The 16216-nt window shown below is 47.2% G+C and carries 8 protein-coding genes; 5 read left to right on the forward strand and 3 right to left on the reverse strand.

Annotated features, from left to right (window positions below):
* Window positions 1-167: 167 nt before the first annotated feature.
* A complete protein-coding gene (locus DWY55_RS13895) occupies window positions 168-1388 on the forward strand; it encodes an ATP-binding protein (RefSeq protein WP_005830138.1) in 1221 nt (406 codons plus the stop codon).
* Here DWY55_RS13895 and DWY55_RS13900 read toward each other — a convergent pair.
* Both DWY55_RS13900 and DWY55_RS13905 read right to left on the reverse strand, forming a co-directional pair.
* Window positions 1385-3478, reverse strand: a complete 2094-nt coding sequence (locus DWY55_RS13900; protein WP_044468174.1) for a BT4734/BF3469 family protein — start codon at window positions 3476-3478, stop codon at window positions 1385-1387. The two genes, DWY55_RS13895 and DWY55_RS13900, sit on opposite strands and share 4 nt — an antisense overlap.
* Window positions 3479-4051: 573 nt before the next feature.
* Complete coding sequence (locus DWY55_RS13905) at window positions 4052-4492, reverse strand: DUF6078 family protein (RefSeq protein WP_057281595.1); 441 nt, start codon at window positions 4490-4492, stop codon at window positions 4052-4054.
* Between the two features lie 269 nt (window positions 4493-4761).
* Between DWY55_RS13905 and DWY55_RS13910 the strand changes: the two genes are divergently transcribed.
* From DWY55_RS13910 to DWY55_RS13925, 4 genes are all read left to right on the forward strand, one after another.
* Complete coding sequence (locus tag DWY55_RS13910) at window positions 4762-8898, forward strand: hybrid sensor histidine kinase/response regulator transcription factor (protein ID WP_057281596.1); 4137 nt, start codon at window positions 4762-4764, stop codon at window positions 8896-8898.
* A 166-nt stretch (window positions 8899-9064) separates the two neighbouring features.
* Window positions 9065-12343: a SusC/RagA family TonB-linked outer membrane protein gene (locus DWY55_RS13915; protein ID WP_005833257.1), complete on the forward strand. Its 3279-nt coding sequence runs from the start codon at window positions 9065-9067 to the stop codon at window positions 12341-12343.
* 23 nt (window positions 12344-12366) lie between these two features.
* Window positions 12367-14424, forward strand: a complete 2058-nt coding sequence (locus tag DWY55_RS13920; RefSeq protein WP_117879222.1) for a RagB/SusD family nutrient uptake outer membrane protein — start codon at window positions 12367-12369, stop codon at window positions 14422-14424.
* 98 nt (window positions 14425-14522) lie between these two features.
* The gene (locus DWY55_RS13925; RefSeq protein WP_008664120.1) at window positions 14523-15674 is read left to right on the forward strand and encodes a glycoside hydrolase family 43 protein; all 1152 of its coding nucleotides are present in this window, start codon (window positions 14523-14525) and stop codon (window positions 15672-15674) included.
* Here DWY55_RS13925 and DWY55_RS13930 read toward each other — a convergent pair.
* On the reverse strand, window positions 15634-16206 hold the full coding sequence (locus DWY55_RS13930) for a DNA-3-methyladenine glycosylase I (protein ID WP_118233237.1): 573 nt from the start codon (window positions 16204-16206) through the stop codon (window positions 15634-15636). The two genes, DWY55_RS13925 and DWY55_RS13930, sit on opposite strands and share 41 nt — an antisense overlap.
* Between the last annotated feature and the right edge of the window lie 10 nt (window positions 16207-16216).

Below are 16216 nucleotides of genomic sequence, written 5' to 3' on the forward strand. Positions count from 1 at the left end.
ATTACCGGGACAGTCTGCCGATTGACTCATAATGACGGAATTTAACGACAGTCCCTAAGGTAGTGCTTTCATTCCGAATAAACAAATCTATCCATTTAGAATAGATAGATTTGTTTATTCGGAATGGAATGTTTATATTTGTATCTGAATATAAATGACATAGCCCTATGATAAGCAAATCGGATATAGTAGAAGCCATACGTGTGCAACGTGAACGGTTGAGGAAATTTCAAAGTTTCCGACGTGACCTATTGTTGTCTTTACCTCCCTTGGTAGCAGACTATGCACTGATTATATCTGGTATTCGCCGTTGTGGTAAGAGTACATTGCTGGCACAATTATCGGTGGATAGATACAAGCCGGAAGAGGTGCTCTCCTTGAATTTTGATACCCCTTTACTGTATGGATTTGAATTCAGTGATTTCCGTATAGTGGATGAAGTTATTAAGGAACATGAAGGGTGTATCGCTCTTCTTTTTGACGAAATACAGATTGTTGATGGTTGGGAGGTGTATATTCGGGGCAAGTTGGATGAAGGGTTTTATGTGGGAATCACCGGCTCCAATGCTTCGATGTTGAGTCGTGAATTGGGCACGAAGTTGACAGGAAGACATATTACGAAAGAACTGTTCCCTTTTTCGTATGCTGAATATTGCGGTTTTACGGGTAAGACTATCGGTGACAGTTCCTTGTACGACTATCTGCATCAGGGTGGCTTCCCTCAATACTTGCAACTGGATGATCAGGATGTTCTGACGGATTTAGTCAATGATATAGTATATCGTGATATTGCCGTGAGATATAATATACGTGATGACCACTCTTTGAAAAGTCTCTTGGCCTATTTGATGGGGAATGTGGGCAATCTGGTGTCTGCTACAAAACTGAAACAGATACTGGGAATGAAAAGTACTTCTACTGTGTCTGATTATTTCTCCTATTTCGAACAGACTTACTTGATAAACTTTGTTCCGAAATTTTCATATTCATATAAAGCGCAACTGTTGAACCCGAAGAAAGTGTATTGTGTGGACAATGGTGTTGTATTTGTCACCTCTCCATCTTTCACCCGTGATGAGGGTCGGAGGCTGGAGAACATGGTTTTTGCGGAATTGCGTCGTCGTTACTCTGAAATATTCTATTACAATGAGAACCGGAAGGAATGCGACTTTATAGTTGTACGCAATTCTGTGCCCCAGCTTGCCATCCAGGTATGCTATGCCTTGACCGCAGAAAACCGGAAAAGGGAAGTAGATGGTTTACTGGATGCCTTGTCTTTCTTCAAGATGGGGCATGGACTGATACTCACTTATAACCAACATGACAAATTTTCCGTAGGAGATAAAACGATAGAAGCATTGCCGGTGTCTGAATATTTTAAAGACTAATCTTCTTGTCTCTTGCACTCCACCACATGATACAGCGTGCCGAACCGTGTTCTGCGGGACGGCACTTCATGTTTCTGTAGTATCCTTCCGAATACATTCACTCTCTTGGTGGACAGCGGGATGGCGCTGTACCGGCGCAGGCGGTTCAGTATTTCGGCAGACGACAGCCATTCTCCCTCCTCGTCATTTCCGGCAATGCGGAAATAGTGGTAGAACAGTTGCTCTTCGGGCGGTATCTGTTCGAAATCGTGGTTGTTTTCCGTCATAATCCGTTCGTCCGACTGGTCGAACCAATAGCGTTCGCCGTGGTCCAGTTCGTGCATGGCCTGGGCATAAAGCTGGTTGTAGTCTATCGGGCGGTTGGTGTCTATTGCTTCCGTCACTTCTATGCAGATGAACCGGCGACTGCCGCTGGGGTCGGTCAGCAAGTCCTTCTGGTTGCTGGTGGCGATGAACGAGGCGTATCGGCGCATCTCGAGCACGGCATTGGCGTATGGCTTGCGCACGTTGACCACCGGCTTCTGGAGGATATGTTTCAGGAATCCTTGCTGGGTGCTGCTTATCTGGTCGAATTCATCGATGTTGATGAGCGCAAAACGGTTGAGGTAAAGTTCGGCGTCGCGCTTGCGCGAGAAGTCGATGCTGTCCGTATAATAGGCACGCAGCTCGGGCGGGACGATGCTTCGGCAAAAGGTGCTTTTGCGGGTGCCTTGTGCACCTACCAATAAGGGGGAGACGCTGTTGGCATATTTCTTGTCGGTATTGCCGCGCCAGTGTGCCACCATGTTGAGAAACCAGCGGTGGAACAGTTCGGCCCAGTACGGGTTGTTGCAGGGTACTGTCCGGGCGAGTGCCAGGATACGGTCTTTCCCGTCCCAGTGCGGAAGGTCGTACAGATAATCTTCCAGCGGATTGAATACCGGGATGCGGTTGGAGTAGATGTACCGGCTGATGTCTCTGTCCCACAAGGGAATGCCTTCCGACTGTGCATCCAGTGCAATGCTGTTCAGCGTGCGCTTGTCGATGGGGGAGAAGCGGAAACGGAACGAGTGGCGTTCACGGTATTCCACTTCGCCCACCTGGGTATTGTAGCGGAAGTCGTAGCGGCGTTTCATGAACTCGTCCGTCTGTATGGCAAGTCTTTGCTCTTTGCTGAGGCTGCTTTGGGTATTGAAGCCTTTGTTCTCTTGGTAAACGCTTCTTACAATCTGCCGGATGACAGTCTCTTTTTGGCGCAGATAATAATGGAAATAGGTACGCTTCACGGTCTCTTCTTCGGGGATACCCGAACGGAAACAGTTCTCGGCAAGGCGTACGGTCAGGGAGTGCAGGCTGTTGTCGGCACCGGCACCCGTCGCTTCGGCGAAAGTCTTCTGCAAGGCGGCTTCAAACTGCATGATGATGGCTTCTTCGGCTTCATATCCCGGCACGGCGCGCGTCAGGGGTGACTTCTCGTCTTGCAGGGCTTCTCGATAGGTGGTTTCGTCGGGCATGGAGACGGGCTGTGCAAGATAGAACTGTATGGAGTCCGGGCGGTACATGGCTTCGGGGTCGAAGGAGAGGCGGGAGTACTGTTCCAGCTTGGGCTCTTTCAGCAGAATGTCGAAAGGCAGTTGGGGCTGGTAGCATTTCACGGCAAGGCGGTAGGCATGGGCGTGGAATACTTCGGCTTCTTCCCGTTTGCCCGGCAGCGAATTGTTCGGACGGGTGAAGGTAGTCCAAATCTTTACAGTCCGTCCGCTGGAACCGGTGAATACGAGCCGCGTCTGGGGCTGTTCCCAGGCAAGACGTTTCACAAGGGCTATTTCGGACTTGCCGGAAAGCGGGCCTACGGTCAGTTCCACGATGCCGTTGTAGGTTTTCATCTGGCAGACACCGTTCGTCTTGCGGAATTCGGCTGCCGGGAGTACTTTGGGCAGTCGGTCTGCCTCGTTGCAGCGCTTGCCGGGCAAGCAGTATCGCAGTTGCTGGCGGAAAGTGGATACGGGCTGGGTTTTGGTCTCCGTTTTGATTTTCTGTAGGAAGGTGTCCAAGTCTGTCGTGCTCAGTGTTAGATTCCCGTCTTTTTCTCTCAGTTGGGTGATTTTCATTTCTATTTTTTGTTTTGTCACATGCAGGCAAAATGATTTGCTTACAGTGTACTAAGGTACGACAATCAGGCTCTTTTTGCAAGTGATTCCATGCTTTTTTAGGTCGATTCCAGCGTTTTTCTGTGGAAAATCTGATGTTTTGAGTCGAAAAAGCAGGTGATTTGGGATGCTTTGTGCAGACTTCCACGCTGGTTTTTGCTTGTCGGAACAATAGTTTTCGGCTATTGAAACAAAAGGTTTTACTTGTTGAAACCAATGGTTTTCCTAAGGGAAACTCTCAGTTTCTCTTGTTGAAACTTTTGTTTTAGAAGGTTGAAACCAATAGTATTTGCTTAAGAAACTAAAAGTTTCATACTGAGAACTAAGCATATAGCACTATTTTGTGGTGAATGAAGTAAGTATCGGATACTGCTTTTGTTATGGCGTGATGGATGGTTGTGAAGATTTTTATCTATCACGGGTATCTTTCACGCTTTAATCGGTTTATAATCAAAAGGATATCCCCCTCTGCGTGATAGCATGACAGATGTTTTTCAAAAATAAACTTTGTAAGAGCTGAGCTGTCCGGATGCTTCAATCGTTGTAGCTGTATTCTTCGCTGTATCTCTCGAATTTCGGTTCTTCGGCAATTCCGTATTGTTTGAAAACCTGACGGATATATGCTTGTGCCTTTGGAAACAAGCCTTGTTCCTGGCGGTAAAAGCGATAATAGGTGGTCTTGCCGAAGTGTCCTACAAGCTGGTTCCTCATCGGGGCTGCACATTTGTGGGGTACATTGTCCAGCAGATGCCGGATGCCCCATGCTACTCGGTACTTTTGGGCTTTCCGAAAATAAGGGCAGTCGGTGGTATCGGCAGGGATACGGTTCGGGTTGATGATACTTAAGGTGGGATATTGCGAGGTACAATTGATAGCGGCCAGATGGTGCAGGCATTCTTCCTTATGGATGCACTGGCTGTGGAAGCAATGCGCAAAGCCATAAGGCACAGACTGGTAGTCGAATTTATTTTCCATATGTTGTTTGCTTGTCTACGGTTAGGGTGTAGAACACGGCTGTAAAGGTAAGGAATAAAGTTGTTATAACAAGGCTTTTCTTGAAGGAGTTAGAGGGGGAGCACGGCTCTTTCATTTAAGGGAGTTATCGGGAGTTAGAAGGAGTTATCGCCCTCTAACTCCTTCAAGAAAAGCCTCGTTTGAAGTATTTGCAGACAAAAAAAGAGTATAATTCTTCTTTAAAGTGAGCTGAACTTGCTATATTTGTCATAATTCCTAATATCTGGTATATGAAAAATAGAGTAAGTTTTTTTTGTCTGCATACGTGTCTTCTCCTGTTCAGCTTTTGGACAATGTATCCTGCCTTGGGGCATGCGGCTGATGGGGATGTTATTTCCCGTTTGAAGTTCAAGCAGATTTCTACATTAGACGGATTACCGACGGATGAGGTCCAGAAAATATATCAGGATAAGGAAGGGTTTTTGTGGTTTGCCACCCGGTATGGTTTCTGTAAATACGACGGTTACCAGATTACTGTCTATAAATCGAGCTTGAATACTCCCGGTTTGTTGACCAGTAACAACATTTATTGTTTTGCCGATGACAATGACGGCTTCTTGTGGATTGGTACACAAGAGGGGTTGAACACACTCAATAAGAAAACCGGAGAAATCCGTCAATATACTGCGCCTGTCATTCCCAACAATGCGGTCTCATGCCTGTTGGTCACCCGGGAAAATGAGGTATGGATTGGTACGGATTCCGGCTTATGCCGGTATGTGGCAGAGAAGGACTCCTTCGTGATGTATGACGGCAAGTCCACTGATGGTATATTTCCCGCAGCTTCCATCAAATCGTTGTTCGAGGACTCGGATGGGGATTTGTGGGTCGGTACCTGGTCCAGTGGTCTTTTTCGTTATTCCCGGAAGGAGGATAAATTCTATGCATATCCCAAAATCAATGAACGGAACTCGGCACATGTTATCTATCAGGATTCAAACCGGAAAATGTGGGTCGGTGGCTGGGATTGCGGATTATTTCTCTTGAATCACCCAAAGGATATGGCAAACGTGTCTTATACGCATTATTCGCATCGGATAGGGGATGATGCCAGCTTGTCGGACAATATTGTTTATGATATTGTGGAGGATGTACACACCCATACCTTGTGGATAGGGACCCGGGTGGGGCTGAGCATTATGAAGCAGGAGAATCCCGGTACATTCATTAATTACAAGTCGTTGCATTCGGCATATCATATACCTTGTGATGAAATAAATTCACTGTTGCGCGACCGCTTCAATAATATCTGGCTGGGTTCCATTGGCGGCGGTGTCCTGATGATAGACACGAAACAATCTCCGTTTGCTTTCTATTCTTTGAATCTGGCAGAGGATGACGTGCCTACTACTGCCGTCCGCGCTTTGTTTGCCGATGCAGATAAAGACCTTTGGCTGGGTACCGGAAGTTATGGGCTGGCACGCAAGGATTATGAAACCGGTGTGTTGTCGTTCTTTTCCCATATCCCGGAATTCTCGGATATTCCCGGTGTACCCACGGTCAATTACATTATTCAGCGTAAGAATGGAGAAGTATGGTTCGCTACCTATGACGGTGGTATCTTGATTTATGAGAAAGGAGAGAAAGTGAAGGTGCTGACTGAATCCGACACGCCTTATCTCTATTCGGATTGCGTTTCGGCCTTGTGTGAGGACAGTAAGGGGAATTGTTGGGTAGGCTGTCGCGGCGGTATGGGAATCAGTTTGGCCGATGGAGGGCATTATAGGTTCGGAACACTTTCTTTTGCCGGAGGCGGGGTGGCGGATTGGTATCATGTGAAGGACATTGTGGAGGATGCGGATGGCAGCTTCTGGATTGCGACAGCCAACTATGGAATTATACATATTATGGGGGATGTGCAGCATCCCAAAACGCTGAAATATAGTAACTATAGTTATAACAACGGCCAGCTGGCAACGAACTCGGTGTTGTGTTTGCATGTGGATAAATCGGGAAGGCTATGGGCCGGAACTGAGGGAGGAGGGTTGTATCTATATGATTATAAGGAAAATGTATTTACGGAAAAGAATCAGGAATATCAGCTGTCCGCTGACATGATAGGGTCTATAGAGGAAGACAGGCAAGGGTGTCTATGGATGGGGACTAATATGGGGCTGGTACAGCTTTTTGTACCGATGGACGAGAATTTGGCTACGGTCCGTGTCTATACGACAGCAGACGGTCTGCAGGATAACTTTTTCATATCACAGTCTTCTTGCAGTAGGGAGGGCGAGTTATTCTTTGGAGGAAATAAGGGTTATAACAGTTTCCTTCCTGCATCTCTGGAGAAAGACAATGAAGCCGTGCCTTATCTGATTACGGATATAAAAATCTTCAACCGTTCTTTTGCGGTATTGGAACCGGAGGTCAGAGAACGGATTTCTTCTGTCATGCCTTCGTTTACGCGGAAGTTAGATCTGCCTTACGGATATAATAATTTCAGTATTGAATTCGCATCCCTTACTTATAAGAATCCCGGTTTAAATCGGTATGCTTATCAGCTTGTAGGTTTTGACAAGGATTGGCAATATACGGATGCCAACCGCCGTTTTGCCTATTATAATAATTTGAAGAGCGGTACTTATCGGTTCCGTCTGAAAGCCACCAATGAAAATGGCATTTGGAGTCAGGAAATCCGTGAACTTGAGGTGGTGGTATTGCCACCGTTCTGGGCTACATGGTGGGCTTATATCATTTATGCACTGATAGGGGCAGCTATTGTCTGCTTCATTCTCCGGACAGCAAAGAACAGGATGCAGCTGCGTAATGAGCTGCATCTTCGGGAGATGGAGAAGTCCAAACTGGAAGAACTGAATCATGCCAAATTGCAGTTCTTTACAAATATCACGCATGAACTGCTGACTCCGCTGACCATTATCTCGGCTACCGTCGATGAGTTGAAGATGCGGTTTCCCGGGCATGACGACCTTTATACGGTAATGGGTAGCAATATCAGCAGGCTCATCCGTCTGTTGCAGCAGATTCTTGAATTTCGTAAAGCAGAAACCGGCAATCTGAAGTTGCGTGTCTCTCCAGGAGATGTGGCGGCGTTTGTGAAAAATGAAGCCGAATCTTTCCTGCCGCTTGTCAAAAAGCGCAAGATACATTTCTCCGTACTCTGTAATCCGGAGTCGATTATCGGTTATTTTGATACGGACAAGCTGGACAAGATTCTCTACAACCTGCTTTCCAATGCCGCCAAATATAATAAGGAGGGTGGCTATATACAAGTCACGCTGATGTATGCCGAAGACAGGGACTTCGTCCGGTTGCATGTAAAGGATAATGGCAGTGGCATTTCAAAGGACAAGCAGAAGAGCCTCTTCAAGCGGTTCTACGAGGGGGATTACCGGAAGTTCAACACCATTGGTACGGGCATCGGCCTTTCTTTGGTAAAGGACTTGGTGGAGCTGCATGGAGGAAGCATTGAAGTGGAGAGCGAGGAAGGCCGGGGAACGGAATTCATCGTGACCTTGCCCGTAGACCGCTCTTATTTTAAGGAAGAACAGATTGATGAGGAAGCTGTACTTCCGGTACAGAAAACCGTTACCTATCTTGAAGAGGAGAATGCGGAGAATGTGGTTGCTGAAAAGCCCAAAGCGCATACCATACTGGTGGTGGAGGACAATGAGGAGCTTTTGCAGTTAATGGTCCGGCTGCTGAAACGTGAATACAATGTCCATACGGCCGAAAACGGTCAGGAGGCTGTGACTGTGCTTGACAATGAGGATATTGACCTGATTGTTTCGGACGTGATGATGCCCGTAATGGACGGCATCGAGTTTTGCAGGTATGTGAAGAACAAGTTGGAACTCAGTCATATTCCCGTGATTCTTCTGACAGCCAAGAACAAGGAGGAAGACCGTGCCGAAGCTTATGAAGTGGGGGCGGATGCCTTTATCAGTAAACCGTTCAACCTGGCCGTGCTGCATGCACGCATCCGCAATCTGCTGAAATACAAAGAACGCAAGGCGCATGACTTTAAGAACCAACTAGTGTTCGAAATCAAGGAACTGGACTATACCAGCATTGATGAGGACTTCATGCAGCGTGCCATTGACTGCGTAAACCGCCATCTGGAAGATTCAGACTTCGACCAGCCCCAGTTTGTGGAGGAGATGGGCACCAGCAAGTCCACCCTTTACAAGAAACTGAAATCCCTGACGGGACTGAATACTTCTGCCTTTATCCGTAACATCCGTCTGAAAGCGGCCTGCCGCATTATGGAGGAGAAGGGGAGTTCTGTGCGTGTTTCCGATCTGGCGTATGCCGTCGGTTTTAATGACCCGAAATATTTCAGTTCTTGTTTCAAAAAGGAATTCGGCATGTTGCCGACGGAATATCAGGAACGCTTCATACAGTCATAGATCAAGTCAAATTATGCTTCAATTAGGTCGAATAACTAAAATTCTACCTCGTAGAAGCATTATTGGAGGTCTTCCTATCAGCATTCGCCTACATTTGCCATTGTTTTCACGGTTAAAATGAAGAGTGAAAGTGAAACAATTAATGTTTAATCTTAAAGTTTATACAATGAAAAGACAGAGATTCTTTGAAGGACTCGGGCTGAAAGTGTATGTCACTTTGGCCATTTGTATGGCCCTTCTGTTGAATGTTCAGTTCTTGAACGCACAGAGTTCGACAATCAATGTAAAAGGTGTGGTTAATGATGCGATGGGACCGGTGATTGGCGCCAGTGTAGTGGAGAAAGGGAATGCGACGAATGGAACAATTACCGACATTGACGGTAATTTCTCTTTGAAAGTCCCTTCGGATGCCACTTTGACAATCAGCTTTATCGGTTATAAGACGGTAGAGCTGCCGGTGGCTGGAAAAACATCCTTTACTGTGACTCTGAAAGAAGACAGCGAAATGCTGGACGAGGTGGTAGTGGTAGGTTTCGGCACGCAGAAGAAGGTGAACCTGACAGGTTCTGTGGGGCTGGCTACGGCGAAGGAAATTGAAGCACGTCCGGTAGCGAATGCCACGCAGGCATTGCAGGGCTTGGTACCGGGCTTGCAGATTACGACCAATACCGGTGAACTGGACAAGAATATGTCCATCAATATCCGTGGCAACGGTACCATCGGTGACGGCTCAAGCGGAAGTCCGCTGATTTTGATTGACGGTATGGAAGGTGACATCAATACGGTGAATCCGCAGGACATCGAGAATATTTCTGTATTGAAGGATGCTGCCGCTTCCTCTATTTATGGGTCGCGTGCACCGTTCGGTGTTATCTTGGTGACTACCAAGAAAGGCAAATCGGGCAAGCCGACTATCAACTACAACAACAGCTTCCGCTTCAACAGTCCGGTGAATCTGCCGGAGATGATGGACTCCTATACCTTTGCCAACTACTTCAATGAGGCTGCACGCAACGGTCAGGACAATGCCCAGTTCTCTGATACAGTGATGCAGCAGATGCTTGACTTCCAGGCTGCGGGAGGTACTAATCGTGGCGGTTTGCCTACTGATGGCAATGTATGGGGTAAACCGGCAGGCGACCCGTTTACTACGGCGTATGCCAATACTGACTGGTTTTCCGAAATCTACAAGGGCTCTTCCTTCTCGCAAGAACATAATTTCAGTGTAAGCGGTGGTGGTGACAAGTTCAATTATTATGCTTCATTGGGCTATCTGGATCAGAATGGTTTGCTCCGTCATGGTTCCGATGACTTGAAGCGCTATAATGCTACTGCCAAATTTGGTGCCGAGCTGACCAAATGGTTGAAGTTCAATTACAGCTTGCGTTATGTCCGTCAAGACCTTGGCCGTCCTACCAATTTTGGTGGCGGTTTGTATGAGAGAATCGGCCGTCAGACTTGGCCTAATCTTCCGGTTTATGATGAAAACGGCTATTATTTTAATGGTAATGCCGATACGCCGGCGATGTCACTTGCATTGGGTGGTGAGCGCGATGTGCAGACAGATAAGGTTTATCATCAAGCAAGCTTGGTATTCGAACCCGTGAAGAATTGGATTACCAATGTTGAGTTCAACTATAGTACCAATTCTATAGATACACGTGAAACCGGACTTCCTTACTATAACCACGATGTGAGTGGAAATATTGTGGATACGCAAGGAACCTCAAGTCTCTATCAAGACTACAAGAAAGAGAGCTACATGAACTGGAATATTTACTCCACTTATTCTCTTGCTATCAATGATGATCATAATTTTAAGGTAATGGGTGGTTTTCAGTCCGAAGAAATGCGCCAGAAGTTTTTTAGTGCCAAAGGATATGGTTTGCAGGTGGAAGACCTTCCGGAACTGGACTTGATATCGAATATTGACGGCGCCGGTAAGGATAAGGTGCCCGAGGTGGGTGGCTATCGTAATGAGTGGGCCACAGCGGGTTTCTTTGGCCGCTTGAACTATGATTATAAAGGTCGTTATCTGGCAGAGGCCAATTTGCGCTATGATGGTACCTCCCGCTTCCGCCGTGGCAATCGTTGGCAGTTGTCTCCCTCCTTCTCTTTGGGTTGGAACATTGCCCAGGAAAACTTCTGGGAAGATTTTGCGGATGTTTGCAATCAGTTGAAGTTCCGTTTCTCTTATGGTGAACTGGGGAATATGAATACAAACGGCTGGTATCCTACTTATCGTGCCATGACATTGAAGCAGGCAAACGGAAGCTGGCTGCAGAATGGACTGAAACCAAACACTGCTTATGTAGGCGACCTTATCAGTACAGCCTTGACTTGGGAGAAAGTGCGTACCTGGAATATCGGTCTTGACTGGGGGCTGTTCAACAACCGTCTGACCGGGTCATTCGATGCTTATATCCGTTATACGGACAATATGGTAGGTCCGTCTGTAGAGTTGCCCGCTACATTGGGTATTGCGACTCCCAAGACCAATAACTGTGACTTGAAGACGAAGGGTTGGGAACTTACCATCGGATGGCAGGACCGCACCAACTTCGGTATGGGCTATGGCATTAAGTTCAATGTTTCTGATGCACGTACTTATATAGACAGATACCCGGGTAACCCGACAAACTCAATCAATACTTATATCGCAGGCCGCGAGATTGGTGAAATCTGGGGCTTTGAAACCGTGGGAATTGCTAAGACAGATGATGAGATGCAGGCGCATCTGAATAAAGTGGGCGGACAAAGTGCCATCGGTTCCGGCGTTTGGACTGCCGGTGACATCATGTATGCCGACCAGGATGGAAAACCGGGCATCACCAAAGGTGCACAGACTTTGGAGGACCACGGTGACTTGAAGGTGATAGGCAACAATACTCCCCGTTATCATTTCGGTCTTGACTTGAATGCCAATTACAAGGGATTTGATGTTCGCCTCTTCTTCCAGGGAGTGATGAAGCGTGACTACTGGCAGGGTTCCAATATCTTCTGGGGCGTTGGCCAATGGGGTATGTGGTGGTCAACCGGTTTGAAGGAACACGAAGATTACTTCCGTGATGAACCCGTCGGGCTGGCCGGTCATGAGATTGCCGCCAATGTCAATTCATACTATGCGCGTCCGAGATTTGACAGTACCCAGAACCAGGAAACCCAAACCCGCTATCTGCAGGATGCGTCTTATATCCGTTTGAAGAACTTCCAGCTTGGCTACACATTGCCTGCTTCCATGATTCGCAAAATCGGTATCACCAACTGCCGCATCTTCGTATCGGGCGAGAATCTGTGGACGGGAACCAAACTGAGCAAGTTGTTCGATCCCGAAACCATCAGCGGTGGTAACACGGACAGCAATGCTTCTGCACCTATCAAGAGTGCCGGTAATGCATACCCGCTTTCAAGAACTTGGTCTTTTGGACTTAGCGTATCACTTTAATCCCATAAATAATGAAGAATATTATGAAATCGAATTATAGATATATTGTAAAAGCGTTCATGGCAATGGCAGTGATTGCCGGAACGACTTCCTGCGATGATTTTCTGGACAGAGAGCCGATGTCAAGCATTTCTCCCGAAACCTATTACTCCACTGCGGCCCAGTTGGAAGCCAATCTGAATGATGAATATCCCAATGTCCTTCCGTCATTCGGCCAGTGGACTTATGGCATCTTCGGTGAAGACAAAGGAACCGATAACCAGATAGAGGTGAATGCCAATGACCGCTATACCCAGGATCGCTGGAAAGTACCTCATAGCGAAAGTGACAATTGGAAGTTCGAACGCATCTATCGTATTAATTTCTTTTTGTCTGAAGCACTTCCCAAATTCGGTGAGGACATGATCGGTTCACAAAATACAATTTCCGGGAGTGTAGCCACCATCAAGCACTATATCGGAGAAATGTACTTCCTGCGTGCTTACGAGTACTTTAAGAAGCTCCAGTTGTTCGGCGACTTCCCGATTATCAACCAACCGCTTGCCGATGAGATGGAAGCTCTCCGTGAAGCCAGCAAACGTTTTCCGCGTAATGAAGTGGCACGTTTCATCATTTCCGATCTTGACAAGGCTTATGCCTATATGAGTGATGTCGATATGGCGACGACGCGTATCAATAAGGATGCTGCGATGCTGGTTAAGTCACGTGTGGCACTGTTCGAGGCTACTTGGTTGCAGAATTTCAAGGGTACGGCATTCGTACCTGGTGGAGAAGGCTGGCCGGGGGCATCTCTTCACAACAATTATCAGTATCCGAGCGGAAACATTGATAATGAAGTGAAGTACTTCTTGGAACAGGCCGTAGAGGCTTCCAAACTTGTAGCAGATAAATACAAAGGGAGTTTGACGGAGAATACCGGTGTGTTGCAACAATCAGCTGATGACCCGTCAAATCCTTACTTTGATATGTTTGCACAAGAAGACCTTTCGGATGTGAAGGAAGTACTGTTGTGGCGCCAGTATGCCCGCGGACTCTCTACTCATAACATCAATGCCGCTGCCGGACGTGGTAATTACCGTATCGGTCTGACCCGTGGATTCGTACAGAATTTCCTGATGAAGGATGGTACTCCGGTTTATGCTCACGGTTCTTATGCGGATGGTGACGGCTATTATATGGGCGACAAGACGGTTGCTGATGTACGTGTAAACCGTGACCCGCGTCTCAGTATCTTCCTGAAAGAACCGGGACAGAAGAACATCCTTTTTGAAGTTGATAATAATGAAGGTACGGAAGTTGTGATGGAAGAGCCCTATCCGGCCATTACGAGTGGTGACGGTGAGCGTGGCTATGCTACCGGCTATGCATTGCGCAAGGGTGGTTCATTCAACCGTAAGTATTATGCCAATGGCGGTGGTTATACGGCAGCTGTATGTTTCCGTGCGGCTGAGGCTCTGCTGAATTATATGGAAGCAAGTTATCTGCTCAATGGAACGCTGGATGCTACGGCTCGTGAATATTGGACTGTACTTCGTCAACGTGCCGGCATCAGTACTGATTTTGACAAGACTATCGCTGCAACGGACATGAGCAAGGAGGCTGAAAATGATTGGGGAGCCTATACGGGTGGAAGTGTCATCTCTGACAAGACTCTGTATAATATCCGTCGTGAACGTCGTTGCGAGTTCCTGGCTGAAGGTCTTCGCTACATGGACTTGTGCCGTTGGCGTTCTATGGACCAACTGATGACTGCTCCCAGCCATCTGGAAGGTATGCATTTGTGGAATACTCCGATGGAGGACTGGTATCTGGATGATAATGGAAAATCCATTTTGGTTGCTGACGGGACAGACAAGGCTAATGTCTCATCGAAAGACAAGAGTGAGTATCTCCGTCCGTTCGAGAGAAGCAGCAACCAGTCTGCCTATAACGGCTGTACTTGGAAGATGGCACACTATTTGAATCCTATCATGATCAAGCAATTCCAGTTGACAGCCACTTCGGGAGCGGATGTATCGACTTCCATTCTTTACCAGAATCCTTATTGGCCGGTGGTAGCTGACCAGCCGGCTGAGAAATAAAGGCATTTTTCAATAGGTATTTGATTTAGGGGGTAGGATACACTTTCCGGTGAGAAGGCGTCCTGCTCCCTTCTTTATAAATAGAAACAAGACAGAGTATGACTAATTTTAATTTCAAGTTTTTAGGGGCATGGTTGGTTATCGTAGCGTCAATCACCGGCCTACAGGCACAAAATGATTTCACCTTAAAGGGAAAGGACGAAATGGTTCCGGCCGGAGTGTGGAACGATGTAAACGGGGAGTATATTAATGCACACGGTGGTGGTATACTGTTATTTGACAGTAAATATTATTGGTTCGGTGAACACCGTCCGGCAAAGGGATTCTCTACGGAAGTGGGAGTAACTTGCTACTCTTCTACCGATTTATGTAACTGGAGATACGAGGGGGTGGCCTTGTCTGTATCGGAAGAAGCGGGCAATGAAATAGAGAAAGGCTGTATTATGGAACGTCCCAAGGTGATTTACAACAAAAGGACGAAGAAATTTGTCATGTGGTTTCATTTGGAGCTGAAGGGTAAAGGCTATGAGGCTGCCCGTGCGGGAGTGGCTGTCAGTGATTCTCCGACGGGACCTTATCGTTTTGTTTCTTCGAGTCGTGTCTGCCCTGGAATATTTCCGCTGAATATGACGGAGGAAGAACGGGACATGCAGTGGAATATGGAACAGTTTGAAGAATGGTGGACACCCGAGTGGAGAGAGGCTGTAAATAAGGGGTTATTCGTGAAGCGTGACTTGGAGGGCGGACAGATGTCCCGTGACATGACATTGTATGTTGACGATGATGGGATAGCTTATCATATCTACTCTTCGGAAGAGAATCTGACCTTGCAAATAGCCGAACTGACAGATGACTATCAAGGACATTCCGGAAAATATGTCCGTCTCTTTCCGGGGGGACACAATGAGGCACCGGCCATCTTCAAGAAAGATGGCACTTACTGGATGATAACTTCCGGTTGTACCGGCTGGGCGCCCAATGCGGCGCGTCTGTTCTCGGCTCCTTTCATCTGGGGACCGTGGACACAGCATCCCAACCCTTGTCGGGGTGAGGGAAGTGATAAGACTTTCGGCGGTCAAAGCACTTACGTATTGCAGCTTCCCGGTAACCGCTACCTTTTCATGGCCGATATTTGGCGGCCCAAGAGCCTGATGTATTCGGAATATCTTTGGATTCCGGTCCGGTTTGATGAAGAGGGGATGCCTTATCTTACCCTTTCCGGCAAATGCAATCTGTCAGATGGTCGTTGATAAACCCGGAAGCTTGCAGATGGGCATAGCAAATGGTAGAGCCGAAGAACTTGAATCCCCGTTTTTTCATGTCTTTGCTCATGGCATCTGATTCGGGAGATGATACCGGAATCTCACTCAATGACTGAAAATGATTGATAATGGGGTTCCGGTCGGGGAAGAAGGATAGCGTATAGTTGTAAAAGCTGCCGAATTCTTTCTGTATGGCAAGAAACTGCCTTGCATTGGTGATGGTCGATTTGATTTTCAGACGGTTTTTCACGATGCCGTCAAAGTGCATCAGCCGTTCCACGTCTTCGTCGGTCATTTGCGCCACTTGCGCGGCATCGAAATTGCAAAAGGCTTTGCGGTAGCCTTCCCGCTTTTTGAGGATGGTTATCCAGCTCAGTCCCGCCTGGGCACTTTCCAATACAAGAAACTCGAATAGTGTCTTGTCGTCTGTTACCGTTTTTCCCCACTCTTCATCGTGGTATTTCACATACAGCTCGTCGGTTCCGCACCAGCCGCAACGTCCGTTTGTTATGTCTTGCATAAGCGTAATT

The organism is Bacteroides sp. AF25-38AC, from assembly GCF_003602995.1.
GTDB classification, from domain to species: Bacteria; Bacteroidota; Bacteroidia; order Bacteroidales; family Bacteroidaceae; genus Bacteroides; species Bacteroides uniformis.